Below are 24,353 nucleotides of genomic sequence, written 5' to 3' on the forward strand. Positions count from 1 at the left end.
AGGAGTGAAAAATGACAATGAAATATAACGCCTTAAAACATGGGCTCTTTACTAAGGAAGCCCTACTGCCTTTTGAAAATCGTCGAGATTATTTGCGTTTTCGGCGCAATACCGTTGCCAGCCTTAATCCACAAAATGATTTAGAGCGACACCTTGCTAATGATATTGCTGATGATGCTTGGCGTGTGCGCCGTCATGATGATCAAATTTACGCGCAGCGTCAAAAAATTTATGACCGTCTCACGCCGCAGATGGTGGCGCAAGTAGCTAATGTTCCAGAAGAGTTTTGCGTGAACTTGCCAGATTGGCTTACCGATATGAAGCACACTATAAAAGCGAGTGTTGCGGCGTATTCGCGAAAAGTATGTCAGGAATACGAGGATTGTCGGAAAAATTTTGCCTCTATCCCCAACTTAGCTGCCGTCTACAGTAAATATCCACAATTATTTTATTGTGCTGATTTGATGGCTAAGGAACTGGGTCATCCAGATGTCTGCAATATTGCATCGAAAACCTTAGCAGCTATTTGGCAGAGCAATACTGAGCAACTATGGAAATTACTCAAAAAGGTTTATCACAAGGCTTACTTTATTTCCCAATGGAAATCAATTCGTAATGCTGCCTTGCCATGGGTGGAGTCTTGGTATTTTATTCAAGAGTCAGAAAGCTCGCGATTAGAGCATTTGAAAAGCTTAGGCATTAAAGCGCGCGCTGATTTTCGAAAACAGTTGGCTGCGTATGAGCGCCTGAAAAAAAGCCAAGTGGTATTTTCACCTGTTTTGACACAATTAGCGGGTGTAGAAGGCGGTGAAAGCAAGCACTAACTCTTAGGATGCAGAGAACCATAGGCTCTTTGCCGGGTTCAAAGAAATCAAAAAATGAAAAAACAAATGAGTAAAAAATTGAATCAGTATCAGGATTTGCAAGTATTTTGCGGGACAAATTAATACAAAAACTGAGCCTTATTATTGATATAAACGGTTCAGTTTGCTCTTTTACAATTTAAATATTTATTTTAGTGAAGTAACCCTAGTGATCTTTGAGGTCACTGGGGTTATGGTCCATTAGGGATTTAGGGTACAAGACTTAAGAAGAGGTACTCAAAGAAAATAATGAGATGAACCACACCCTGTAATAGGGTGGTTCTACCAATCGCCAGGGTTAATGCACCAATAAAAAAGGTGAGATACATTAGCGTCATATTGAGATCGCTAATACCAAGACTAAGTGGCAAGTTGAAGAAAATAGCTATAGCAGCTATCGTTGGAATGGATAGTCCAATACTGGCTAATGCAGAACCGAGCGCCAAGTTCAAACTGCTCTGAAGCCTATTGGCCTTGGCTGCTCTGACTGCTGCAAAGCCTTCTGGTAAAAGAACGAGCATCGCAATCGCAATACCGACAATCGTCTTGGGGGCTCCTGCAGCGTTTACTCCAGCCTCAATAGCGGGACTCAGCAATTCAGCGAGACCGACAACCACAACCAGTGAGAGTATAAGTAATGCTACGCTTACAGCGGTCTTGAGATTACTTGGCTTAGGCGCATGAAAGTTAATATCATTTTTCTTGTCTTCAACTTTGGGTAAGTAGTAATCGCGATGACTCACTGTTTGGAAGAATAGAAAGGCAGCATAAAGGGCAAATGAGGCAATACCAGCAAAAGCCAATTGGCTCTTGGTAAAGTCGGGTCCTGGAGTGCTAGTTGTTACGATAGGCATTACCAAAATAAAGGTAGCCAAGGCTGTCAGAACTGCTAATGCAGAATTCGTCCCTTCATTGCGAAAGGACATTTCATGATGGTGTAGACCGCCAATAAAAATACATAGGCCAATCACACCATTGATCACAATCATGACAGTGGCAAATACAGCGTCTCTAGCAATAAACTGAGAGCCATCATGGCCTGAGAGCATCATCGAAATGATCAAAGAGACCTCAATAATGGTGACGCTAATGGCAAGCACTAGTGCGCCATAGGGCTCACCTGTTTTATGAGCAACTACTTCGGCATGATGAACTGCTGAAAGCACACCACCAATTAACGCGATAGCCATGAGGACAATGAACCAAGTTTGACTGGCTAAGGAGTGAAGGAGTTCCATGAGTGAGCCTTATCTGATGGGTGCAAACACTTTTATGAATTTGCGGTTAAGCTTGTACATATAGATAGATTGATTACGTGAGTTCGTATTGGAGTTTATAGGTATTTATGAAGGCAATCATCCTTTTTGGCCATGGTGCTAGGGACCCTCGTTGGCGTGAGCCATTTGATCGTTTAGCAACTTTATGGCGCGCGCAGCATTTAGGCACTCCTGTTGAAGTAGCATTCTTGGAGATGATGCAGCCATCCCTAGAGGAGGCGGTAGCTTCTTTAGCTGGCTCTGGAGCCACTCAGGTCACCGTGGTGCCAGTATTTTTTGGCCAGGGAGGTCATTTACGCAATGACTTTCCAGTATTGCTCGATGATTGCCGGGAAAAATTTCCGCAGATTGCTTTAAGCGCGACGCCTGCCGTTGGTGAGGATTTGGCTGTGCTGCAGGCTATCATCGACTTTAGTGCCAAAGCGCTCTGATTGTCTTAGCGCCTCACCAATCATGGTGAGTGCTGGCGAGGCAGTATCAAACCAATTATCTGCTTGACCCTTTGCTAGTTCAGCAAGAGTGCTTGACCAGAGTCTTTCACGAGGTGTGCTCACTGCTTCTAGAATTTGCACTGGCGTATTTTCATTATGAATGCCACCACTCTTGCTTTGTGAGATGAGTTGTTGCGCAATCTTTGCGGCATCCTTGCGACCCATGTAGTAAACCAATGTGTCCGCACTAGGATTGGTAATGGGTTGACCAGGTGTTAGAGTTTGAGTGTTCTCAGTGCCTTGCGCCAAGGTAATAAAAGCCACGCTGCGAGAAACGCCTCGTAATGTCAGTGACTGTTGAATACTTGCTGCGCCCGCCAGTGCAGCAGTAATACCAGGTACAACTTCAACTTCAATACCCGCTTCTTTTAGGGCGGTGATTTCTTCATCTGCGCGACCAAAAAGCATTGGATCGCCACCCTTCAAGCGCACAACAACTTGGTATTTTTGTGCGGCATCCACTAAGCGCTTATTAATAAACTGCTGTGCAGAAGAGAGCTTGCCACAGCGCTTACCTACAGCTACTAATTCAGCCTGTGGACATAAGACAAGCATCTCAGGCTCCACCAAAGCGTCATGAAAAACAATATCAGCCTTTGCCAAGAGTTTGGCGCCGCGCACAGTAATGAGATCAGCTGCGCCAGGACCAGCACCAACCAAGAACACCTTTCCTGGAGCATTGGTGTTAATAGAGTTGATTTTCTTATTCATGATTTACTATGTTTGAATCTTCTATTTCTTCAATTCTTAAGCGCTCAGAGTTGCGCGCTTATCACGCCAGCTGTTCTGAGTAGTCACCGAGAATAAATCAAATTGCTTCAAAGCCACATCCGTTTTTTGATCAGGGCGAAGTGCGAAGCTATCAAAACCAACACGAGCACCCTGTAAGAGCTGATCAATCAATACATCGCCAATAGCGCGGATTTCACCAGACCATTGGAAACGGTCTCTGAGGAGGGCGGCAGTGCTAAAGCTTCTCCCATCTCTGAAAATTGGAAAGTGCGCAGCTACAACTGGCCATACTGCTTTTCCCTGTTCAATGAGATCTGCATGTTTCAAAATATCTTCATCCGCTGCAAACCAAACTCCAATGTTTCCAGCTTTTGCTTTGGATTGAATATCATCTTCATGATAGTGTTGTACCCACCAACTAAATGGCACTAGTACTTTCTTTTTGCCATGCTCTAAATTCGGCAATCCACCCTCATCTTGGCTACCGCTCCAGATGAGCCATTCATTGGGTGACAAACTTGGTTTTTGTCCTTTGGGAAAGTGCAAAATTTGCTCATGCGCTGCAATGGTTTGGGGGGTATTGCTCATGATGCATCTCCTGCAACTTCAGCTTTTTCTTTCTTCTTAGCATTTTTGTATGCAGCCTCTTTGAATGGCACTACACCCAGACGACGGTAGGTTTCAATGAAAGACTCATCATGACTGCGCCGCTCAACATAGGTATTAATGATGTTGGTCATCACATCGGGGATTTCGTCGGCGTAAAAAGAAGGGCCAATCACTTTGCCAATAGCGGCATCATTGCCTTGCTCTCCACCCAAGGTAATTTGGTACCACTCTTCACCGTCTTTATCGACACCTAAAACGCCAATATTGCCAACGTGATGATGGCCACAGGAATTAATGCAGCCAGAGATATTGAGTGAAATATCGCCTAAATCAAATAAGTAGTCTAAGTCATCAAAGCGCTCTTGAATGGCTTTTGCAATCGGAAGAGATTTGGCATTGGCCAAAGAACAAAAGTCACCACCAGGGCAGGCAATGATGTCTGTCAGTAGGCCGATGTTTGGGAGTGCTACTTTTTGCTTTTTTGCTTCTTGCCAAAGTGCATAGAGCTTAGATTGTTCGACATCAGCCAATACCAAGTTTTGCTCATGGGTTGCACGCAATTCACCAAAACTATATTGATCGGCCAAATCAGCAATAGCAAGCATTTGTGCGGTCGTTGCATCACCAGGCGCAACAGACCCGTGAGGCTTGAGTGACAAAATGACGCTGGCATACCCTGGTACTTGGTGTGACTTAACATTACGCTCTAGCCATCTGGCAAAAGAAGCTTTTTCTGTTTCACTTGCCGCATTGATGATTTGCTCGTCAGAGAGTTTCGGCAAATTCTTATAAGCGGGTTTAGTAAAGTGCTTGGCAACGCGATCCCATTCTGCTTGAGTGAAATTGTCATCCCCATTTTTAATATGAAGCCATTCACCTTCTACTTGTCGGGCAAACTCTTCAGGGCTTAAAGCTTTGACTAAGATCTTGATGCGAGCCTTATAGAGATTATCTCTACGGCCGAAGCGGTTATATACCCGCAACAGGGCAGTGAGATAACTAGGCAATAGCTGCCAAGGTAAGTCAGTCTTAATAAGTGCGCCCAAGATTGGGGTGCGTCCCATGCCACCGCCAGCATAGATATCAGCAATCAATTCACCATTGGTATTCTTCTTCAGCTCAATGCCGACGTCATGGCACAAGAGAATGGTGCGGTCTTCTTTGGCACCATTAATCGCAAACTTAAATTTGCGGGGTAAGTGAGCGAATTCAGGATGCAGTGTTGACCATTGGCGCAGTAATTCACAGACGGGGCGTGGATCAACATATTCATCACCAGCAACACCAGCAAAGGCATCGCTCGTAATATTGCGAATACAATTGCCTGAGGTTTGAATCGCATGCATCTCCACCTTGGCAAGCTCAGCCAAAATATCGGGTGTGTCCTCTAAAGTGACCCAGTTGTACTGAATGTTTTGACGAGTTGTGAAGTGACCATAACCGCGGTCATATTTCTCGGCAATGAGCGCCATCGTGCGCAATTGTTTGGAATTAAATAATCCATAAGGGATCGCAACACGCAGCATGTAGGCATGACGCTGGTGATAGAGACCATTTTGTAAACGAAGCGGGCGGAATTCTTCTTCGGCTAGACTGCCATCAAGGCGTCTTGCTACTTGGTCTCGAAACTGTGCAACCCTTTGATCTACAAGGGTTTGGTCAATGTGGTCATATTTGTACATAGCCCATGATTGTCATGGATTTTCAATATTCCTCCAAATACTCAAAAATCCATCCTATATAACTTTCAGATATATAAGGTATGAAAGGGCAGCATTTTTGAAAAGTCTGCTTCAATAGTCATGCAGTATTAAAGATAGAGGGCAAAAGCCTCATAAAAACACAAAATATGGAGACAAAATGAAGAAATTACAGGCTTTTAGCCTAGCTCTTGCCTTGGGTTATGGATTGTTGGGCGGAACAACTTTGTATGCTGCCGATGCCTCAAAAGGACCATTGCCAATGAGTGGCACCCCTGGCCAAGGATTTAGTTCAGAGGGTCTCAAGAAAATTGATACATTTTTTGCTGATCAGATTGCTAATAATCAATTACCGGGGGCGGTGCTAGCAGTAGCAAAAAATGGCAAGTTAGTTATTTTCAAGCCATATGGCTATGCCGACAAGGCAAGCAATAAACCCATGACCACCGATGCCATTTTTAATTTGGCATCAATGACCAAGGTGATGGCATCTGTTGGTGCACTGACTTTTTATGAAGAGGGTAAGTTACCACTCAATGCCCCAATCTCTAATTGGCTTCCACAATTTAAAGATATGAAAGTCGGCAAGGTTGATGCGGATGGCAATCTCACAACTGTGCCTGCAAAAAACCCCATTACCGTTCAGGACCTGATGCGCCACACTAATGGCCTTACTTATGGTGGACGTGGCACAACTCCTGTTCATAAATTATTTCCTGCTGGTTCAGCACCGGCAGCAGTGCAATACACATCATCAGAGTTTATTGATAAGTTGGCCAGCAATCCTTTGCTCTACGAGCCAGGCAACACATGGGATTACGGTTTTGGTATTGATGTGCTGGGCATCATTGAAGAAAAAATTGCAGGCAAGCCTTTAGGGGGTGTATTGCAAGAGCGCGTATGGAGCAAAGTTGGTATGCCTAATACTACTTTTCAGGTTGCAGAGAAGGATCGTGCTCGCTTAGCTCAGCCACTATCAATTGATCCGCTCACGGGTAAGCCACAGAAGGTCGACATTCTGAATCAAACGGTGAAGTTTGATTGCGGGGGTTCGTGTGCATTCTCAACCGCGGGTGATTATGTGCGTTTTGGTCAGATGCTACTTAATGGTGGCAGCTTGGATGGTAAGAGAGTTCTTGGCCCACAAACTGTGGCATTCATGACATCCAACCATCTGAATAAAGACATTAAAAATAATGTTGGTGGTACCGAGCCAGGACGCGTAGGTTATGGATTTGGTTTGGGTGTTGCAGTTCGTATGGAGCGCGGCCTTTCGGCCATCAATGGCAACGTTGGCGATTTCACCTGGAATGGCGCTAACGGCACTATTTTTTGGGTCGACCCCAAAGAGCAAATGGTCGTTGTCATGATGGCTGTAGCACCAGGAGAGATTCGTAAGGTGCATCGTGAGCAGCTCAACGCAGTCATTTATGGAGCGCTCGAAAAGTAATTTATTTGGCGAGTGGAGTAAGTCCTGTAATTAAAAAGCCCCGATTAGTGATGAACTAAGCGGGGCTTTTTGTTGGATTGAGCTTAAGCCGTCTTACAGGCCATATTCTCGATAATGCCTATATAAATTTGCAATCGACGCAAATCCTAAGGTCACAATCAAGACTGCAAATAGGTATTCACTAGTGAGGTAGTTAAAGACTTTGAGTTGTATGAGTGCGATTGCAGCAATAAATACGACAATCGATCCAAAAGCCACCAGTTTGAAGTTAGGAATGAATGCGCCCAAGGTAATTGCAATAAATACCAAATAAAGATCAGAAACTAACTGATCTGCAGTAATGAAAATTGAATTAGTTAATTCAGGGTTTGTAAGCTTGCCCAATACTGCAATGACTAAGATGCTAGCCAAGATGGCAAAGTTCAATTTTGCTTTTGCCAGAATAGATTTGAGTTGATCGCTCATATTGCTTAAGCTAGTGCAGCGCCATTACCATTGAATACTAGGCTAATGCCAATCCATAACAAAATGAAGGCAACGAGTACGGTAAAGCCTATTTTCTTGAGGAAATATTCCAGACTATCCATGTAGGTTTCATCGTTGCGGCCAAACCACCCGTCAAAGCGTTTCCAAACAAGGCGTCCAACCACTAGTGGAAGCAGCATCGCAACAATGCCTAAGATAATAGTGAGAGTAGTATCCATTCAATATTCTTTCAACTGTGTTTATTCATTCGGTGCCGGGAAGTCATACAGAATACAGGGGTTATCAACCAAGATGGATTTTCTTAAACTTGGGTCTGTAACCCATTCACCAAAGAGGTCGCATAGATCAGCATCGTGAGGCATTTGCTTTTTAACCATCACATGGGGCCAATCGCTTCCCCAAACAAGTCGCTCTGGATTTGCCTTGATAACCGCATCATTCAATGCTCGCATATCGGCATAAGGAAGATCACCATCACAAATGCGATAGGGTCCCGTCATCTTGACCCAAGCACGCTGGTTTTTGAGCAACTCTAATAGCCCCTGAAAACCTGCATCACTTATGCCATATTTTGCATGGCTATAGCCAAAATGCCCAAATACCAAATCCACCGGAAAGTTTTCAAAGACTTTAGCTAAGTTCGGATATTCATTGACATGCATGAGGAGTTCTAGATGCCAGCCAAAAGGTTGAATTCTTTCTGCTAAATCTTTGAGATTTTGAATGGGTAGTCCGGCAGACTTATCTGTAACATCGACAATATTGCAACGAATGCCTCGTACTCCAGAATTATGGAGCTCTTCTAATTCTTTTTCGTTAATTTTTTTAACATCATTGGAGATGACTGCAACACCGCGAAACTTTTCTGGTCGCCCCTTAAGTGCCGCCAACATCGCCCGATTATCGGTGCCGTACACACTAGGCTGTACTAATACTGCACGATCAACGCCAAGCATAGCGAGTAAAGACTCGTAATTCTCTAGGGTAGCGTCAGGCGGCGTATAGATACGCTCTTGTGCATAAGGAAATTGAGATGCTGGCCCGCAAATGTGCGCGTGACAATCTACAGCGCCAGCTGGAAATGCAATCTTCGGTGACCGAATTTCTGGATCTGGGGCTTGGCACAGTGGCGCTTGAGGATGAGGCATTAGGACTGCAGATTACTGCGGTTCAATGTTAGCTTCTTTAGCAATCTTTTGATACTTCGCCATTTCTTCGCGCACAAATTTGCTAAATTCTGTTGGGCTCATCGGTGTCGCTTTGATGCCTTTAGTTTCATAAGCATTTTTCACTTCAGGATCTTGCATCGATTGATTGATATCGGTATTAATCTTTTTCACCACTGCAGCAGGTGTTCCTGCAGGCGCCCAAACACCAAACCAAAGTCCAATTTCAAAATTCGGATAGCCTTGTTCAGCGACGCTCGCAATTTCAGGAACTGCCCCATTTCGAGTCTTGCTAGTGACACCTAATGCGCGTACCTTGCCGCCTCTCAGCTGTCCAATGGCAGTATCCAGTGGCGCCATATAAAAAGCAGTGCGGCCAGACATGGTGTCTTGAATCGCTTCTGGTGAACCCTTGTAGGGAACGTGGATTAACTTAATGCCCATCATTTGGTTAAAGTACTCAGCCGCTAAGTGTGTAGAGCTACCAACACCCGCTGAAGCGAAGGTAATTTCACCGGGTTTGGATTTTGCGGCAATCACTAAATCACGAATCGTTTGATAAGGACCATCAGCGGCGGTAATCATCACATAAGGGGTTTGCCCAAGAATCGCAACGTCAATCAAACTCCTGAGAGGGTCATAAGGTAATTTTTTATAGATAGCAGGATTGGCTGCATAAGATGCGGATTGCACAAGCAAGGTGTAACCATCTGGATCCGAGTTCACTACCACACCTGTCCCGATAAGTCCGCCAGCACCCGGACGGTTTTCAATAATGACAGGCTGCTTCCAGGTTTCGGTAAGGCTCTTGGCAACAACGCGGCCGGCGATATCAGCTCCTGAACCAGTCGTTAAAGGCACAATCATTTTGACGGTGCGATTGGGGTAGCTTTGGGCAATTGCCAGGCTTGTCCCAAATACGAGGCTGAAGATGAGCAAGAGTCTGCTCTGAATCTTTGATGTGAACATCATGTCTCCTATGCTTTTAATAAGCGTTTTTTATGGTTTTGTATGAATGCGTTATGCAGCGTTTCAATGGATAATCTAACACGGTCTTAAAAATAGATAAACAGAGGCCACCAGGTACACATAAGAAACAAGGCGGAGACAAATGACTCAATTACAAGATACAAAAACTGTCAATGTGAATGGCGTTGATATTGCCTATCGATTTGATGGCCCTGAGGATGGTCCAGTACTTTTGGTGGCTAATAGTTTGATGGCCAATGGCAGTATGTGGGATTGGAATATGCTTGCTTTTACTGACCGATACCGCGTGCTCCGTTACGACAAGAGAGGGCATGGCAAATCTGGTGTTGCTCCAGGCCCCTATAGCATTGCTCAATTAGCAGACGATGCAGCCGGTTTATTGGATGCTCTCAAGATTGAGAAAGCCCACTTTATGGGGCTATCCATTGGCGGTATGATTGGTCAGCAATTAGGTGCTCGTTATCCAGAACGTATCCTGTCCCTCTCTCTTTGCAATACTGCCAGCGAAATGCCGCCACGGAGTTTGTGGGAGGATCGTTTTCAAACTGCCCGTACTAAAGGTCTTGCAGGTTTAGTTGATGGCACGATTGCGCGTTGGTTCACTGCACCATTTATTGAGCGAGCTCCACAAGATATTGAAAAAGTGCGTCAAATGATTCTGGCTACCAATGTTGATGGTTATATCGGATGCGGTAGTGCAGTGCGCGATATGGCGCAAAGCACGATGCTACTTAAGATTAAGGCGCCAACCCTAGTGTTATCTGGCCGCCATGATCCTGCGTGTACCGTAGACCAGGGGATTGTGCTCAATCGCCTGATTGATGGCTCGCAGATGGTTATTATTGAAGACGCGGCTCATTTATCCAATATTGAGCAGCCCGCACGATTTAATCAGGCGGTGCGAAAGTTTATTGATTCAGTAGATGATCGTTTGTAAATCAGTAGTAACGAAGTGGTTCTCATTTTTATAACTAGAGGGATTTTATATGGCCGATTTATCTGTAGATCAAATTAAAGCAATTCGCGCCAATGTATTAGGTGCTGCTGCAAAAGTTCCAGGAGCTCTTATTGGCCTTGGTATTTTGTTCATTATTCTTGGCATGATTGGCGTTGCTGGTCAGGTTCTTTTCTCTCTAGTGTCGGTAAACGTTCTTGGTATCTTCTTGTTTGCGGGTGGCGTGCTTCAAGGTGCTCATGCTTTCAAGTCTACCGGCTGGAAAAGCGTTGCTGTTCAGCTCATCTTTGCGGTTTTATATATCGGTGCTGCCATCTACGTTTGGGCATTTCCGATTCCAGCGTTAGAGGCTATCACTTTATGGCTTGCGGCAATCTTCTTTATTACGGGTTTCTTGCGCCTGGTATCTGCATTTCAGCATCGCCATTTTGCTGAGTGGTTCTGGCTTGCCTTATCAGCTGCAATTTCTATCTTGATGGGCGTGCTCATCATGAATAACTTCCCATCATCAAGCTTATGGTTGCCAGGCTTATTGATCGCAATTGAATTGTTATTGCAGGGCTGGTCTTTATTGTTCTTAGGCTTTGCTGCCAAATCACTAACTAAATAAAAACCATACAAATAAAGAGCAATAGTCATGGCAATGAAAAAAACAGATCTCTATAAGAATTTGGCCTTGACTACTGCTCAGCGTATGAAGAATGCTGCCAAGACGCCTAAACCCGGTGTCGCTGAAGCGCATGCCAAAACCAAAAAAGAGCTTGCAGAGGCAAACCCGATGCTCGCTTCTTTGATGGGCAAAAGCAGACCTAAGAAAAAGTAAGCAATCAGAAGTAATGCAGGCAGTGCACTCTCAATAATGGTCATGTGTAAGAACCTGCGCAATGAGTGGCTACAACGGTTCGCTCATGCCTTAATCCCCTTATTTCTTCTGCTAACAGGCCACGCTTGGGCGCAAATTGCGCCGCCTCCGAATTACGATCAAAAACTAAACGATATGGTGGTGAATGCCACCCGCTCGGGAACGCCTCTAGATGAAATGTCACTCAATACGACAATTTTGACAAAAGAGGTATTGGAGTCCTCGCCTGATCAGACAATTGATCAGGTGCTCAAAAACGTACCAGGCGTATTTTTGAATGACGTACCTTACTATCAAAAAGATCCTACAGGTCAGAGTATTAACGTGCGTGGTTTGGGTTATGGCCGCACTTTAGTGCTGATTGATGGCTTGCCTGCCAACGATGCTTTTTACGGAACTGTGCAATGGAATTTGGTTCCCATGTCATCGATTGAATCAGTGGAGTTTGTGCGTGGTGGTGTTTCTAGCTTATATGGCAACTATGGAATGGGTGGCGTGATTAATATCAACACCAAGACTCCTAAAAATAGTTCTCAAGATGTCTCTGCCAGCATTGGCTCATTTGGCACTGGCAATGTGGCGGCCTCAAAAGACTTAATCGTTTCTGATGCAATGCAAATGCGACTTTCTGCTGACTATTTTTCAAGCGAAGGCTTTCAGAACTACGCTACGATTTATCCAGGCTCGCCAAGTAATATTAAAAATGGCATGGGTACTGATACCGTCAAGAACTCTAACGTTCGTTTGCAAAACTACTTCAAGCCGACACAAGATACCAATGCATTCTTGAGATTGGGTTACAGCACAATGGCTGACTTAAGCACCAATTATGCAATTGCGCCAAACTTGATTCAGACGGCGGATGTGGCTGCTGGCTCAACCACCAAATTGTCGGAAGATAAAAAGGCTCAGGTAAATATCTATTATCAAAATACAAATTTTTATAAGCAAAGTGGCTCAACATCCACTGCTGTGCCTAATAAAAATCAGCCTTATATCAATGCTAACTACACTGACCCCTACTCAACTCTTGGGGCCTCGGCGCAATATACGCATGACTTAAAGATTGCTGGAATTGATCAGTATATTGTTGGCGTCGATGTGCGAAATATCTCAGCATCAAATTTAACGAATAATCTCAATTCAAATGGCAGCGGTGCAGTGACTTCCGTAAATTATGCGCAAGGACAGCAAAATTTTTATGGACTTCTTGGACAGCTTAAATCAAGTGCAAGCTCGATTCCTTTAGAGGCGACATTGGGCGCAAGACTGGATGCATGGACAAGTCAAACCCCCACGCTTTATAACGCTGGGGCTAATGGTGCCAACCCACTATATCAAGCGATTCCAAATAAAAGTAAAACGCAGTTGAGTCCATCCTTAGGCTTGGTATACAAAGCAACCGATGATTTGAACTTGCGTACTGCAGCCTATCAAGCCTTCCATGCACCCAGTATGAACAATACCTTGCGTAGCTATGGATCTACCTCGGGCGGTTACTTTTTTGCAAACCCCAACCTAACACCAGAAACGATGACAGGATATGAGTTGGGAACCGACTATCGCTGGAAGCAAGGGTTTGCTCAAATTACCGCATTTAATAACTACATTCAGAATGCAATTACCAGTTACAACCTTTCCACGAGTTCAGACCTGGCTTTAGCAAACAGTCTTTGTGCCTCTGCTGGGAATCCTCAAGGCTGTGGCTTGGGTAAGGTGAATTACTACACTAACCAACAAAATTTATTAAGCCGCGGAATCGAATTTCAGTACCACCAAGATGTCAACGCAAATTGGGCTTTAGATGGCGGTTATTCGTACACCCGTACAGTTTTGACTTGGAGTGCAACTACAGATCCAACCAATACACAGGTTGGGGGTGTTCCGATGAATATGGCTAATGCTGCAATTACTTATTACCCCGTGCCACAGGCAAGCATGACCACTACAGTTCGCTATGTGGGAAATTCTTGGATGGCAACCGGATCCTTGCCGGTGCCCGCATACGCAGTAGTTGGCTTAAAAGCGAATTACCAAGTAACTCCACAAGCCTCCGTCTTTGCCTCTGTGGTGAACTTATTCAACCGGCAATATGTGACATTTAATATAGCCTCTCAGGCAACTGCTTATCAGGCTGGCATGCCTCAGGCAATAACCGTTGGCGCGCGAGTAACTTTCTAGGATTTGGTGCAGTGCAGTAGTTAGAGTTTGGTGTGGATGTATTAAAAATGCTTTAGGATTTAACAAAACGCAGTTCATAGCCAATAAGAAGAAGCTATAAATTGCGCAATAAAAACAACACTGGGAGACATATCCATGAAATTGAAAACGATTCATTCTTTGATGTTCGCTGCAGGTATGGCTGTTGCCACTTTGGCAGGCGCTCAAGCTCCGGCGCCAGCTGCAGCACCTGCAATTCCGCCAACCTGGGCGCAGGGTAGAACACCGGATGGCATGAATCCATCTTTGGCGCCAAACCCTCCTGGCATTTCTGCAATGCCTGCTGATGAGATTCCCGTCAGCAAGTTAAAAGTACCAGCTGGCTTCAAGATTGAGCTGTGGGCATCTGGTATGCCAAACGGTCGCTCTATGACCGAATCTCCAAACGGCACTGTGTTTCTCGGTACTCGTTTTACAGGTAATGTGTATGCAGTCGTTACTAAAGACGGTAAGCGCGAAGTCAAAACTATCGCTAAAGGTTTACATCGTCCAAACGGCGTAGCGTTCACTAATGGCTCACTTTATGTTGCTGAACTTTCTCGCATTATTCGTTACGACAATATTGAGCAGAACTTAGATAACCCACCTGCCCCGGTAGTAGTGTTTGATGCACTCCCTAAGGATGAGCCACATGGTTGGAAGTTTATGAAGCTCAGTCCTGATGGACAGTATTTGTATTTCCAAATTGGCACACCAGCAAATATTGTTGTGCCACCATCAACTCATGCGACGATTGTTCGCTTGAACCTCAAAACCAATATTTTGGAAACAGTGGCAACTGGTGTGCGTAACAGTGTTGGCATGGACTTCCAACCTGGTACAAAAGAACTCTGGTTCACTAATAATGGCCGTGACTGGGTTGCAGAAGATAAGCCAGGCGATACGCTCAATCGTTTGGTACGTCCAAAAGGTATGAATTTTGGTTACCCTCATTGCCATCAAGGAGACTTCTTGGATCCTGAGTTTGGTAAAGGCCGTTCATGCGATGAGTTTGACAAGCCTGTTTACAATTTGGGTGCTCACGTTGCTGCTTTGGGTATGCGCTTTTATAACGGCAAACAATTCCCAGCTGAATACAAAGGCAACATCTTTATTGCTGAACACGGCTCTTGGAATAAAACAAAACGCGTTGGCTATCAAGTGGTCCGCGTAGTGCTCGATTCCAATAACAAAGTTGTGAAAGCCGAACCTTTTGTTACTGGTTGGTTGGATGGCGAGAATTTCTGGGGTCGTCCAGTCGATGTGCAAATGCTCAAAGATGGTTCTATGTTAGTTTCAGATGATGAGACTGGCGCAATCTTCCGCGTTTCTTACGGCAAATGAAATTGATCTCTAGCACTAAGGCCATCCTCGGGGTGGCCTTTTTTACTTCTCTCTTTCTGTCATGCAATAGCTACGCTGCTCCACCTGATGCAGTCGCAGGTAAAGCAAAGGCACAAACGTGTTTTGCTTGTCATGGTGAAAACGGTATTGGCATTGCACCAGAGATTCCGAATCTTGCAGCTCAGCCAGCACTATCGATCACATATCAATTGATCCAGTTCAGAGGACAACAGCGTAAGGGTGGTGCAATGGAAGCATTAGCTATGCCTTTAAGCGATCAGGACATGCGCGATATTGCTGCTTACTACGCATCTCTGCCTCCGCCGCCAGCTAAATCTGGCAATGTAGAGAAGATTGCAAAAGGTCAACAAATATCGAGTGCTCAGTACTGCAATTCTTGTCATGGGGCACAGTTGCAGGGACAAAAGCACATCGCCCGTTTGGCTGGCCAATCGCCTGAATACATCGTGACGCAATTAAAGAACATCCGTTCTGGTAGCCGAGTTGATATGGATGGCACAATGGGTAGCGCGGCGCGTGGTTTAAGTGATGAGGATATCGAGGCGATTGCTGCTTATGCCGCTTCACTAAACTAGAGGCTGCATTCTCATGAACCTTTTAGTAAGTTGCCTCTTTGCAGTCCAAAAACCATTTCCTTCTCGTTGATTTCTTAAAGACATTTGCTGCTTTAATAATCATCCTCCATCATTTTTCGAGCTACGGCCAAATTGCGCAGGATGCTCACAGTCTGTTACCAGGAATCATGACATGGTTGTTTGAGTATGGGCGCTATGCAGTGCAGATCTTTTTGGTGATGGGCGGTTACCTAGCTGCTCAATCACTTACACGTGCTGGTGATTTAAAAAATCCCCAAACTGTTCTCAAAACGATTTTCAATCGCTACTTGCGCTTATTTACTCCTTATGTTATGGCATTACTCGTGACGATTGCTTGCGCTTGGGTAGCGCGCTTTTGGGTGCAAGATGAATTCGTCGGCGAATCAGAAACCTTGGGTCAATTCTTAGCCCACTTATTTTTCCTCCAAGGTATCTTAGGTTTAGATTCCATATCTGCAGGCGTCTGGTATGTTGCAATCGACTGGCAGCTCTATGCAATTTTGGCCATCATGCTGAGTATGTTTCCAAGCTTACGATCTCTGATTTGGATGTTGCTACCACTTTGTGTTGCATCCTTGTTGTACTTCAATCGAGATGGCTTATATGAGAACTACTTTATTTATTTCATCGGCGCCTATGGCTTGGGCGTATTAGCCCAGCTCTGCAAAAACTACCCTGATCAATCAGTCAATCGTTCTGCCAAAATCTTGATGCTAACGATTGGGTTAGTGATAATTATCTCGAGCTTTCAGCAGTTTTGGTTGCGAAACATACTCGCTTATATCGTTGCCATTGCACTTATCCTTTTTGGCGACTGGGCTTATAAGGATCAAAAACAGATTCATCAGCGTCCTCAACACCAATCTAAAGTGCATAAATTAGTGAACGGAATTCTTTGGGGAAGTCGCAGATCATATTGCGCCTTTTTAATTCACTTCTCATTTGTCTTGCTGGCTAACACTTTATACATTGGATGGGGTATGAGTCAGCGGCACGATGGTGCGTTAGCAATTGCGTTGATATTTATTGCGCTTGCCTCTAGCTGGGCTACTGCAAATTTACTCTATCGTTGGATTGAAGTGCCGTCACGCAACTTCAAACTTTAAAGACCCATATCTTTTAAGACGCGGAAGATTTCGCGATAAGCTTTGGGCGGTTTGTTCTGCTCTTTTTCTTTGCGCGCGTTCCGAATGAGTGTGCGCATGTTCTGAATATCCATATCAGGATATTGCTCAATCATTTTGGTAAATGCTTCGTCATTGGCAATCAGTCGATCGCGATAGCTCTCTAAGAAATGGAGCTTGGCAGTTTCCGCCTTACTTACACCTTGAATGGTATCTAAGCGCTTTTGGATTGCTTCAAGCTCTGCTTCATCCAAAAAGCGCATGAGTTTTCCTAAATACTGCTTATGACGGCGAATCGCTTCAAAACTCTTGATCTTGTTCGTTTCGGCAATCGCTGTCTTGATGGCCTCATCAAGAGGAATCGTTTTGAGGGCGTCGCTACTCAAAGCTGCCAATACTTCCGCCAATTTCTGGCGTTCGGTCATTTGGCGCTTTAACTCAGACTTGCTTGGGCCTTCATCTTCTTCAGCAAGCTTGGGAGTGCGATTTTTCTCATTAATATGCATGCTGCTATTTTAGACGGGTATTGGGCTTGTATGACCCAGATGTTCAATTTTGGAGTTTGGTGAATAATAGAGCGATAAGGTAGTGCAGCAATAAAACAGAACATATTTCGGGGATCGCTCATTTTTATCTGATTTACAGATCATGACTCAAGTAAATACTTATGACTACATCATCATCGGAGCAGGCAGTGCGGGTTGCATGTTGGCTAAGCGTTTGACTGAAAACCCCCAAAAAAAGGTATTGCTGATTGAAGCAGGCAAGAACGATAACTACATTTGGATTCATATTCCGGTGGGGTATCTATATTGCATTGATAACCCAAGGGCGGATTGGCGTTTTAAGACTGTTGCAGAAAAAGGCCTTAATGGCCGTTCGCTGTTATATCCCCGTGGTCGTGTGCTTGGCGGATGCTCATCTATCAACGGCATGATCTATATGCGTGGTCAAGCGGGCGACTATGAATCTTGGGTGCAAGCCACTGGAGATGAAGCCTGGTCTTGGGAAAATGCACTCAAACGTTACAAATCATTTGAGGATTACCACGGTGATGCCAACCAATGGCATGGCAAAGGCGGCGAGTGGACCGTATCGAAGCAACGCTTGCGTTGGCCCATCATGGATAAATTTAGGGATGCCGCAGTAGAGGCGGGCATTCCAGCATCGGATGACTTTAATCGCGGTGATAATTTTGGCGTAGGTTATTTTGATGTGAGTCAACGTAAGGGCTGGAGATTAAATACTTCAAAAGCATTCTTAAAAGATGCTGTTAAGCGAAGCAATTTGACCGTGCTCACAGAAGCGATTGTGACAAAACTCAAAATCGATCCAGTAACAAAAAATTGTTATGGTGTTGAATATCGCCAGAATGGAATAAGTACTGAGGCGGCAATTAATTCAAAGGGCGAGGTGATTCTGAGTGCTGGTGCAATTGGTAGTGTGCAAATACTGGAGCGATCTGGTATTGGTGCTGCATCTCATTTGAACAAGCTCGGCATCCCAGTGCTTGCTGATTTACCAGGCGTTGGTGAAAACTTGCAAGACCACTTGCAACTACGCATGGTCTATAAGGTCAATGGTATTAAAACCTTGAACACTAAAGCCAACTCATTATTTGGCAAGTTGATGATTGGCTTGGAGTATCTATTAAAACGCTCTGGCCCTATGTCGATGGCGCCTTCACAACTGGGCGCCTTTGCATATAGCTCTCCCGATCAAAAGAGCGCTAACGTGGAATATCACGTGCAACCTCTATCGCTAGAAAAATTTGGTGAAGACTTGCATTCGTTCAATGCATTTACTGCGAGTGTGTGCAATTTGCGTCCCACATCACGTGGCAATGTGCATATTACGTCAACCGATCCCGAAGCCCCTCCAGCGATTCATCCAAATTATTTATCTACTGATGAAGATCGCAAAGTGGCAGCCGAATCTCTGCGTTTGACTCGTAATATCGTGGAGCAGTCTGCGCTTGCTCCTTATGCGCCAGAGGAATATAAACCTGGCATCCAATATCAAAGTGATGAAGAGTTGGTTAAAGCTGCTGGCGATATTGGGACAACAATTTTTCATCCTGTAGGTACATGCAAAATGGGGCGTGATGATGATCCAATGGCAGTGTTAGATTCTCAACTTCGGGTGAGAGGCATTCATCAGTTGCGCGTAGTTGATGCGTCTGCGATGCCAAAGATTACCTCAGGAAATACTGCAGCCCCTACCATGATGATCGCAGAGCGCGTAGCGGAATTGCTCACACGTGAATAGCTCTCAGCAAGTCAATAAGCAAATTAATAAACAACTGAGTTACCAGTTGCCAGTAAGTCATTTGTTACTGGCGCTAGCAATTGTGGCAGTGTGGGGCACCAACTTTGTTGTGATCAAAATGTCGCTAGACAGCTTCCCACCTTTTTTGTTTGCTGGTTTGCGTTACTTATTTGCTTTTTTGCCTGCCGCATTGTTTTTGCCAAGACCAAAAGTTTCATGGATCAATCTCTGTGTTTATGGCGTGGCAGTAGGGGTAGGGCAATTCGGTGTGTTGTATTACGCAATTGATGGAAACATTTCTCCTGGCTTGGCTTCTCTGGTCATTCAGACGCAGGTGTTTTTCACCATTGGTTTTGCCATGCTCTTTGCCAAAGAGAGACTAAAGCTGTATCAGGCTATTGCAGTAGCTATTGCCATGACGGGACTAGGAATCATTGCAGTGCACACAGATGCAACGACGACTTTTCTAGGCTTGGCTTTGGTGGTGTTTGCAGGCTTTTCTTGGGGTATAGCCAATACGACCAGTCGCCGTGCTGGCGCAATCAATATGCTTTCTTATGTAGTTTGGGCTAGCATCTTTGCCATTCCCCCGCTTTTTGTGATCTCCTGGGTATTTGAGGGTGGCTGGGGCTCCATGAAGGCCTTCTTAGCCTCTGCGCCAATAGGGGCTTGGCTTGGTGTGCTCTGGCAGTCCTGGGGGAACACCATCTTTGGGTACGGCGCCTGGGCATGGCTGCTTTCTAAGCACCCGGCAGCTGTGGTGGCTCCCGCACCCTTGTTAGTACCCATTTTTGGCATGGGGGCAGCCGCTTATTTCTTGGGTGAGTCTTTGCCTCTATGGAAGATTTTGGCTGCGGGGTTAGTGATCACTGGCTTAGTGGTCAATTTATTCTGGCCAACCCTCTTTGAGAAGCTAAAACACCGTTTTTCTTGAGCGATTTATGGTCTTTTGGGGCTAATGTAAAACCCTAATAGAGCCCCCTTTTTTTGCCTCTGCATTAACAGTAAGATAGCTATTCGTTATCTGTAGTACCTATAAAAATATTTATTTAATAGCACTTTTAGTCATGGAGACTTTATGAAGATTCGTCATCACATTTTTGCAGTAGCAGCTGCTGCATTGCTCGCAACAGGCGCTAACGCTGCCGATATCAAGGTAGGCGTTGCAGGTCCGTTTACTGGTGGTTCATCCTCAATGGGTGTCAGTATGCGTGACGGTGTACGCCTTGCTGCAAAAGAAATCAATGCTGCTGGTGGTATCAACGGCAACAAGATCGTTTTGATCGAGCGTGACGATGAAGCCAAAAACGAGCGTGGCGTGCAAATTGCGCAAGAGTTGATCAACAATGAAAAAGTAGTAGCAACTTTAGGCTACATCAACACTGGTGTTGCATTGGCTTCACAGCGTTTCTACCAAGATGCCAAGATTCCAGTATTGAATAACGTTGCAACCGGTTCCATTATTACTAAGCAATTTCCTAACGCACCAGAAAACTATGTTTTCCGTAATGCTGCAGCTGACAACATTCAAGCGCCAATGGTTGCTAAAGAGGCCGTTGAGAAGCGTGGCTTGAAGAAAGTGGCGATTTTGGCTGACTCTACAAACTACGGCCAATTAGGTCGTGAGGACTTAGAGAAGGCTTTGAAGACCTATGGCGTAACACCAGTGGCAACTGAAAAGTTCAACATTGGTGACGTTGATATGACTGCACAATTGCTTAAGGCAAAAAATGCTGGTGCTGATGTAGTTTTGACATACGCAATCGGACCAGAGTTGGCGCAAATTGCTAATGGTATGGCTAAGTTGGGCTGGAAAAAACCCATTATCGGTAGCTGGACATTGTCTATGGCGAGCTTTATTGATACAGCAGGTAAGAATGGTGACGGCGCAACAATGCCACAAACTTATATTCAATCCCCATCTACCACTCCTAAGCGTAAGTCTTTCCAAGATGCTTACGTAAAAGAGTTCAAGCCTAAAAATAACAACATTGCTTCACCAGTTTCTGCTGCTCAAGGTTACGACTCTGTTTACCTCTTGGCTGCAGCGATCAAGCAAGCTAATAGCACTGAAGGACCAAAGATCTTGGCAGCATTGCAAGACCTCAAGGCTCCAGTTGATGGCGTTGTGATTACTTACAACAAGCCATTCTCTGCAAATGATCATGAAGCTATTAAGGCTAAAGACGTTGTCATGGGCGTAGTTGAGAACGGTCGCGTTGAGTTCTTGAATGCTGAGGACGCAACTGCTAAGAAGAAGTAATCCACCTTCGATCTGCAGGCGATAAATTATTCTGCACTGCAACAATTGATAAAGCAAAACGCCGCCCAAAAAGCGGCGTTTTGCTTACAATGTCGGATTCGTTAATAAAACAGTTTTAAGTATATTTAGGCCAACAAAATGGACATGCTTGCACAAATCCTCTCAAGCGGTATCGCGGTGGGGATGATCTATGCGGTAATCGCTTTCGGTTTCCAGCTTACTTTTGCTACCTCAGGCACATTGAACTTCGGACAGGGTGAAGCCCTCATGTTGGGTGCTCTGGTCGGTTTAACTTGTGTGGATACCTTTGGAATGAACTACTGGGTCATGATTCCAGTGGTGTGTTTATTCGGTATGTTGCAAGGTAGCTTTGTGGAGTTGATCGGCGTTCGTCCTGCGATCAAAATTAAATCTGAGTTTGGTTGGATTATGTCGACCATCGCACTTGGTATTATTTTCAAAAACGTTGCTGAAAATATTTGGGGCCGTGATGCTTTGCCATTCCCATCACCATTGCCAATGGAGCCAATGAATTTCTTGGGCGCGAATATTCTCCCAATGGAAATCTTAGTGGTGGTTGGCGCTTTAGTAATGATGTTATTAGTTGAGTTCTTTAATCGCAAAACCATCTACGGTAAAGCGGTGGTAGCCACAGCAAACGATCGCGATGCTGCTGGCTTGATGGGTATTAATACCAGCGTGGTAATTACTTTCTCCTACGCTTTGTCTTCATTAACAGCTGCATTTGCAGGTGTATTGATTGCACCTTTGACCTTGACTGGCGCAACCATGGGCGGCGCTTTAGGTTTGAAAGCGTTCGCTGTTGCGATTATTGGCGGCCTCTCTAGTGGTCTCGGAATTATTGTTGGTGGTTTGATTTTAGGTATTGTTGAAACTGCTACCGGCTTTTACATCTCTACTGGTTACAAAGATGTTCCAGGTTTGATTTTGTTATTGCTCGTATTGGCATACAAACCATCTGGCCTCTTCGGCAAATCTGCAATTAAGAAAGTTTAATGATGAAATTGAAGTCTCTATTACCCATATTAATTGCGATTGCGGCACTCTTTTGTTTGCCCCTGTTTATTCACAACCCGTATTACATTCACCTAGTTGAAACGATTCTGATCTACACCATCTTGTTATATGGTTTGGACATCGTGGTGGGTTATGTAGGTCAGGTTTCCTTAGGTCACGCAGCCTTGTTCGGCATTGGTTCATATACTGCTGGTGTTTTGTACTTCCACTTTGGCTGGACTATCTGGGGAACCATTCCTGCATCTATCGTCGTGACCTCGATCTTCGGCGGTATTTTGGCCTTGCCGGCACTGAAGGTGATCGGACCGTATTTGGCGATGGTGACATTGGCCTTCGGAACGATTGCTCAAATTCTCATTAACGAGATGACTTGGATGACTGAAGGTCCATTGGGCATTAAGATTCCTAAGCCAGAACTGATGGGCGTGCCAATGACGAAGGCTGAGTACTTCTGGATGGTTTCTGCCATCTTGATCATGTCTTTGATCGTCGTTGACCGCTTTGTGAAGTCTCAAATTGGTCGTGCCTTTGAAGCATTGCGCGATAGCCCGATTGCCTGTGACTGTATGGGTGTTTCCGTATACCGCTTTAAGGTGATTGCATTCGTGATCAGCGCAGCCTTTGCTGGTTTAGCTGGTTGCTTGTACGCATACTCAGAGCAATACATCTCACCTAATACTTATAACAATGAGCTTGCAGTTCTGTTCTTGCTCGGCATCATCATGGGTGGGCGTAAGTCACGCCTTGGCGCAGTGATTGGTGCAGCAATTATTGTGTTGTTACCAAAACTATTGGACGACATTAATTTGTTCCGCATCGTTGCATCGATTATTGCGATCGTCGTAGTAGTGGGTGCAGCTATGGCGCTCTCTAAGAAAGTCACTACTCCAAAACGCGTTGCAGTTCCTATTGCTGGTGTTGTTGGTTTGGCTGCATTCTCATTCTGGCTGAACAGTATCTCTGACTGGCGTTTGAGTATTTTCGGCTTCATGATTTTGTTAGTGGTGTACTACTTGCAAAACGGTATTGTTGGTTTTGCGAAGAGCTTCTACCAATCGATTGCTGGCAAAGCAAAAACAACTCGTGGTGGAGATGCTGAAGCGGTGGATGACTCCATCAGCTTTATTAGTGCTGTCGGTAATCAAAACGCTGGCGCAGAACTTCTCAAGGTTGATTCCATCTTGATGCAGTTTGGTGGCTTAAAGGCCTTGAACAATGTTGATTTGAGCATCAAGCGTAGCACTATTCATGGTCTGATCGGGCCAAACGGCTCTGGTAAGAGCACTATGATGAACGTTTTGACTGGTATCTACACACCAACTGCAGGTAATGTTTTGTATGCAGGTGAAACAGTAGTTGGTAAGACTTCCTCTGATATCGCCTTATCTGGTATCGCACGTACTTTCCAAAACGTACAACTCTTCGGTGAGATGACTGCGATCCAAAATATTTTGGTTGGCTTGCATCACACCTTCAAATCTAATATGTTGGAAATTGCACTGCACTTGCCACGCTATAAGAAAGAGGAGGCCGAAGCGTACGCTCGCGCAATGGCGCTCCTGAAGTTCGTTGGCTTAGATGACTTAGCAAATGAAGAAGCTCGTAACTTGCCATACGGTAAGCAGCGCTTATTGGAGATTGCGCGTGCATTGGCGCTTGATCCAGAATTGCTCCTCTTGGATGAGCCAGCGGCTGGTCTGACTGCTCCTGATATCAAAGAACTCTTGCGCATTATTCGTAAGATTCGTGATAACGGCATTACATTCATCCTGATCGAACACCATATGGACGTGGTGATGTCAGTTTGCGATACCGTTTCTGTCTTGGACTTCGGTCAAAAGATTGCAGAAGGTAAACCAGCTGAAGTTCAGGCAAACGAGAAGGTGATTCATGCCTACTTGGGTACTTAATCACTAGAA

At 44.9% G+C, this 24,353-nt stretch carries 24 protein-coding genes; 15 read left to right on the top strand and 9 right to left on the bottom strand.

Annotated elements, in window-relative coordinates:
• The first annotated feature begins 11 nt into the window (after nt 1-11).
• Nucleotides 12-824 carry a hypothetical protein gene (locus tag ICV38_RS01845; RefSeq protein WP_215382071.1) on the top strand — a complete coding sequence of 271 codons (813 nt, stop codon included), beginning with the start codon at nt 12-14 and terminating at the stop codon, nt 822-824.
• A 248-nt stretch (nt 825-1,072) separates the two neighbouring features.
• Here the strand turns inward: ICV38_RS01845 and ICV38_RS01850 are convergent, their stop codons facing one another.
• A complete protein-coding gene (locus ICV38_RS01850; RefSeq protein WP_215382072.1) occupies nt 1,073-2,101 on the bottom strand; it encodes a calcium:proton antiporter in 1,029 nt (342 codons plus the stop codon).
• 107 nt (nt 2,102-2,208) lie between these two features.
• Here ICV38_RS01850 and ICV38_RS01855 point away from each other — a divergent pair, with 107 nt between their 5' ends.
• The gene (locus ICV38_RS01855; protein WP_215382073.1) at nt 2,209-2,571 is read left to right on the top strand and encodes a sirohydrochlorin chelatase; all 363 of its coding nucleotides are present in this window, start codon (nt 2,209-2,211) and stop codon (nt 2,569-2,571) included.
• Here the strand turns inward: ICV38_RS01855 and cobA are convergent.
• From cobA to ICV38_RS01870, 3 genes are read right to left on the bottom strand one after another with little or no spacing between them, the layout of a single operon-like run.
• Entirely contained in the window at nt 2,494-3,342 is an 849-nt protein-coding gene (gene cobA, locus ICV38_RS01860) for a uroporphyrinogen-III C-methyltransferase (RefSeq protein ID WP_215382074.1), read from the bottom strand. The genes ICV38_RS01855 and cobA overlap by 78 nt on opposite strands.
• A 36-nt stretch (nt 3,343-3,378) precedes the next feature.
• Complete coding sequence (locus ICV38_RS01865) at nt 3,379-3,951, bottom strand: DUF934 domain-containing protein (RefSeq protein ID WP_215382075.1); 573 nt, start codon at nt 3,949-3,951, stop codon at nt 3,379-3,381.
• Nucleotides 3,948-5,654: a nitrite/sulfite reductase gene (locus ICV38_RS01870; RefSeq protein WP_215382076.1), complete on the bottom strand. Its 1,707-nt coding sequence runs from the start codon at nt 5,652-5,654 to the stop codon at nt 3,948-3,950. Before ICV38_RS01870 ends, ICV38_RS01865 begins: the two co-directional genes overlap by 4 nt.
• Before the next feature lie 178 nt (nt 5,655-5,832).
• Between ICV38_RS01870 and ICV38_RS01875 the strand changes: the two genes are divergently transcribed.
• Nucleotides 5,833-7,122 carry a serine hydrolase gene (locus ICV38_RS01875; RefSeq protein ID WP_215382077.1) on the top strand — a complete coding sequence of 430 codons (1,290 nt, stop codon included), beginning with the start codon at nt 5,833-5,835 and terminating at the stop codon, nt 7,120-7,122.
• A gap of 93 nt (nt 7,123-7,215) precedes the next feature.
• Here ICV38_RS01875 and ICV38_RS01880 read toward each other — a convergent pair whose 3' ends face one another.
• Genes ICV38_RS01880 through ICV38_RS01895 form a run of 4 tightly spaced genes read right to left on the bottom strand, consistent with a single transcriptional unit; the run spans nt 7,216 to nt 9,746 of the window.
• Nucleotides 7,216-7,587: a hypothetical protein gene (locus ICV38_RS01880; RefSeq protein ID WP_215382078.1), complete on the bottom strand. Its 372-nt coding sequence runs from the start codon at nt 7,585-7,587 to the stop codon at nt 7,216-7,218.
• Nucleotides 7,588-7,592: 5 nt separating this feature from the next.
• The gene (locus ICV38_RS01885) at nt 7,593-7,826 is read right to left on the bottom strand and encodes a hypothetical protein (RefSeq protein WP_215382079.1); all 234 of its coding nucleotides are present in this window, start codon (nt 7,824-7,826) and stop codon (nt 7,593-7,595) included.
• Nucleotides 7,827-7,847: 21 nt separating this feature from the next.
• Entirely contained in the window at nt 7,848-8,756 is a 909-nt protein-coding gene (locus tag ICV38_RS01890; RefSeq protein ID WP_215382080.1) for an amidohydrolase, read from the bottom strand.
• A gap of 12 nt (nt 8,757-8,768) precedes the next feature.
• The gene (locus ICV38_RS01895) at nt 8,769-9,746 is read right to left on the bottom strand and encodes a tripartite tricarboxylate transporter substrate binding protein (RefSeq protein WP_215382081.1); all 978 of its coding nucleotides are present in this window, start codon (nt 9,744-9,746) and stop codon (nt 8,769-8,771) included.
• 139 nt (nt 9,747-9,885) lie between these two features.
• Between ICV38_RS01895 and pcaD the strand changes: the two genes are divergently transcribed.
• The 7 genes from pcaD to ICV38_RS01930 all read left to right on the top strand — a co-directional run bounded on the left by pcaD (nt 9,886) and on the right by ICV38_RS01930 (nt 16,847).
• The gene (gene pcaD / locus ICV38_RS01900; protein WP_215382082.1) at nt 9,886-10,701 is read left to right on the top strand and encodes a 3-oxoadipate enol-lactonase; all 816 of its coding nucleotides are present in this window, start codon (nt 9,886-9,888) and stop codon (nt 10,699-10,701) included.
• A gap of 49 nt (nt 10,702-10,750) precedes the next feature.
• Nucleotides 10,751-11,329 carry an HdeD family acid-resistance protein gene (locus ICV38_RS01905; RefSeq protein WP_215382083.1) on the top strand — a complete coding sequence of 193 codons (579 nt, stop codon included), beginning with the start codon at nt 10,751-10,753 and terminating at the stop codon, nt 11,327-11,329.
• A 27-nt stretch (nt 11,330-11,356) separates the two neighbouring features.
• On the top strand, nt 11,357-11,542 hold the full coding sequence (locus ICV38_RS01910; protein ID WP_068947931.1) for a hypothetical protein: 186 nt from the start codon (nt 11,357-11,359) through the stop codon (nt 11,540-11,542).
• 42 nt (nt 11,543-11,584) lie between these two features.
• On the top strand, nt 11,585-13,762 hold the full coding sequence (locus tag ICV38_RS01915; protein ID WP_215382084.1) for a TonB-dependent receptor: 2,178 nt from the start codon (nt 11,585-11,587) through the stop codon (nt 13,760-13,762).
• Between the two features lie 135 nt (nt 13,763-13,897).
• The gene (locus ICV38_RS01920; RefSeq protein ID WP_251368179.1) at nt 13,898-15,124 is read left to right on the top strand and encodes a sorbosone dehydrogenase family protein; all 1,227 of its coding nucleotides are present in this window, start codon (nt 13,898-13,900) and stop codon (nt 15,122-15,124) included.
• Nucleotides 15,121-15,720, top strand: coding sequence for a cytochrome c (locus ICV38_RS01925; RefSeq protein ID WP_215382085.1), 600 nt, complete (start codon nt 15,121-15,123; stop codon nt 15,718-15,720). The genes ICV38_RS01920 and ICV38_RS01925 overlap by 4 nt, the downstream gene beginning before the upstream one ends.
• Before the next feature lie 38 nt (nt 15,721-15,758).
• Nucleotides 15,759-16,847 (top strand): acyltransferase, encoded by a 1,089-nt coding sequence (locus ICV38_RS01930; protein WP_215382086.1) that lies wholly within the window; start codon nt 15,759-15,761, stop codon nt 16,845-16,847.
• Here the strand turns inward: ICV38_RS01930 and yjgA are convergent.
• Complete coding sequence (gene yjgA, locus ICV38_RS01935) at nt 16,844-17,371, bottom strand: ribosome biogenesis factor YjgA (protein WP_215382087.1); 528 nt, start codon at nt 17,369-17,371, stop codon at nt 16,844-16,846. The two genes, ICV38_RS01930 and yjgA, sit on opposite strands and share 4 nt — an antisense overlap.
• A gap of 142 nt (nt 17,372-17,513) precedes the next feature.
• Between yjgA and ICV38_RS01940 the strand changes: the two genes are divergently transcribed.
• From ICV38_RS01940 to ICV38_RS01960, 5 genes are all read left to right on the top strand, one after another.
• Entirely contained in the window at nt 17,514-19,133 is a 1,620-nt protein-coding gene (locus ICV38_RS01940) for a GMC family oxidoreductase (RefSeq protein WP_215382088.1), read from the top strand.
• A 46-nt stretch (nt 19,134-19,179) separates the two neighbouring features.
• Nucleotides 19,180-20,067, top strand: coding sequence for an EamA family transporter (locus ICV38_RS01945; RefSeq protein WP_215382681.1), 888 nt, complete (start codon nt 19,180-19,182; stop codon nt 20,065-20,067).
• 144 nt (nt 20,068-20,211) lie between these two features.
• The gene (locus tag ICV38_RS01950; protein ID WP_215382089.1) at nt 20,212-21,396 is read left to right on the top strand and encodes an ABC transporter substrate-binding protein; all 1,185 of its coding nucleotides are present in this window, start codon (nt 20,212-20,214) and stop codon (nt 21,394-21,396) included.
• Nucleotides 21,397-21,534: 138 nt separating this feature from the next.
• Nucleotides 21,535-22,413, top strand: a complete 879-nt coding sequence (locus tag ICV38_RS01955) for a branched-chain amino acid ABC transporter permease (protein ID WP_215382090.1) — start codon at nt 21,535-21,537, stop codon at nt 22,411-22,413.
• Nucleotides 22,414-22,415: 2 nt separating this feature from the next.
• The gene (locus tag ICV38_RS01960; RefSeq protein WP_215382682.1) at nt 22,416-24,344 is read left to right on the top strand and encodes an ATP-binding cassette domain-containing protein; all 1,929 of its coding nucleotides are present in this window, start codon (nt 22,416-22,418) and stop codon (nt 24,342-24,344) included.
• Nucleotides 24,345-24,353 lie beyond the last annotated feature (9 nt).

Origin of the sequence: Polynucleobacter sp. MG-6-Vaara-E2, assembly GCF_018687695.1 — a bacterium.
GTDB lineage: Bacteria > Pseudomonadota > Gammaproteobacteria > Burkholderiales > Burkholderiaceae > Polynucleobacter.

What these genes read in the sequence shown, in the direction of transcription:
- ICV38_RS01885 (WP_215382079.1), bottom strand. Translation starts at nt 7,826, where the DNA reads ATGGATACTACTCTCACTATTATCTTAGGCATTGTTGCGATGCTGCTT.
- ICV38_RS01845 (WP_215382071.1), top strand. Translation starts at nt 12, where the DNA reads ATGACAATGAAATATAACGCCTTAAAACATGGGCTCTTTACTAAGGAA.
- ICV38_RS01940 (WP_215382088.1), top strand. Translation starts at nt 17,514, where the DNA reads ATGACTCAAGTAAATACTTATGACTACATCATCATCGGAGCAGGCAGT.
- pcaD (WP_215382082.1), top strand. Translation starts at nt 9,886, where the DNA reads ATGACTCAATTACAAGATACAAAAACTGTCAATGTGAATGGCGTTGAT.
- ICV38_RS01910 (WP_068947931.1), top strand. Translation starts at nt 11,357, where the DNA reads ATGGCAATGAAAAAAACAGATCTCTATAAGAATTTGGCCTTGACTACT.
- ICV38_RS01920 (WP_251368179.1), top strand. Translation starts at nt 13,898, where the DNA reads ATGAAATTGAAAACGATTCATTCTTTGATGTTCGCTGCAGGTATGGCT.
- yjgA (WP_215382087.1), bottom strand. Translation starts at nt 17,371, where the DNA reads ATGCATATTAATGAGAAAAATCGCACTCCCAAGCTTGCTGAAGAAGAT.
- ICV38_RS01915 (WP_215382084.1), top strand. Translation starts at nt 11,585, where the DNA reads ATGTGTAAGAACCTGCGCAATGAGTGGCTACAACGGTTCGCTCATGCC.
- ICV38_RS01925 (WP_215382085.1), top strand. Translation starts at nt 15,121, where the DNA reads ATGAAATTGATCTCTAGCACTAAGGCCATCCTCGGGGTGGCCTTTTTT.
- ICV38_RS01870 (WP_215382076.1), bottom strand. Translation starts at nt 5,654, where the DNA reads ATGTACAAATATGACCACATTGACCAAACCCTTGTAGATCAAAGGGTT.
- ICV38_RS01955 (WP_215382090.1), top strand. Translation starts at nt 21,535, where the DNA reads ATGGACATGCTTGCACAAATCCTCTCAAGCGGTATCGCGGTGGGGATG.
- ICV38_RS01895 (WP_215382081.1), bottom strand. Translation starts at nt 9,746, where the DNA reads ATGATGTTCACATCAAAGATTCAGAGCAGACTCTTGCTCATCTTCAGC.
- ICV38_RS01960 (WP_215382682.1), top strand. Translation starts at nt 22,416, where the DNA reads ATGAAATTGAAGTCTCTATTACCCATATTAATTGCGATTGCGGCACTC.
- ICV38_RS01950 (WP_215382089.1), top strand. Translation starts at nt 20,212, where the DNA reads ATGAAGATTCGTCATCACATTTTTGCAGTAGCAGCTGCTGCATTGCTC.
- ICV38_RS01850 (WP_215382072.1), bottom strand. Translation starts at nt 2,101, where the DNA reads ATGGAACTCCTTCACTCCTTAGCCAGTCAAACTTGGTTCATTGTCCTC.
- ICV38_RS01865 (WP_215382075.1), bottom strand. Translation starts at nt 3,951, where the DNA reads ATGAGCAATACCCCCCAAACCATTGCAGCGCATGAGCAAATTTTGCAC.
- ICV38_RS01890 (WP_215382080.1), bottom strand. Translation starts at nt 8,756, where the DNA reads ATGCCTCATCCTCAAGCGCCACTGTGCCAAGCCCCAGATCCAGAAATT.
- ICV38_RS01905 (WP_215382083.1), top strand. Translation starts at nt 10,751, where the DNA reads ATGGCCGATTTATCTGTAGATCAAATTAAAGCAATTCGCGCCAATGTA.
- cobA (WP_215382074.1), bottom strand. Translation starts at nt 3,342, where the DNA reads ATGAATAAGAAAATCAACTCTATTAACACCAATGCTCCAGGAAAGGTG.
- ICV38_RS01855 (WP_215382073.1), top strand. Translation starts at nt 2,209, where the DNA reads ATGAAGGCAATCATCCTTTTTGGCCATGGTGCTAGGGACCCTCGTTGG.
- ICV38_RS01880 (WP_215382078.1), bottom strand. Translation starts at nt 7,587, where the DNA reads ATGAGCGATCAACTCAAATCTATTCTGGCAAAAGCAAAATTGAACTTT.
- ICV38_RS01875 (WP_215382077.1), top strand. Translation starts at nt 5,833, where the DNA reads ATGAAGAAATTACAGGCTTTTAGCCTAGCTCTTGCCTTGGGTTATGGA.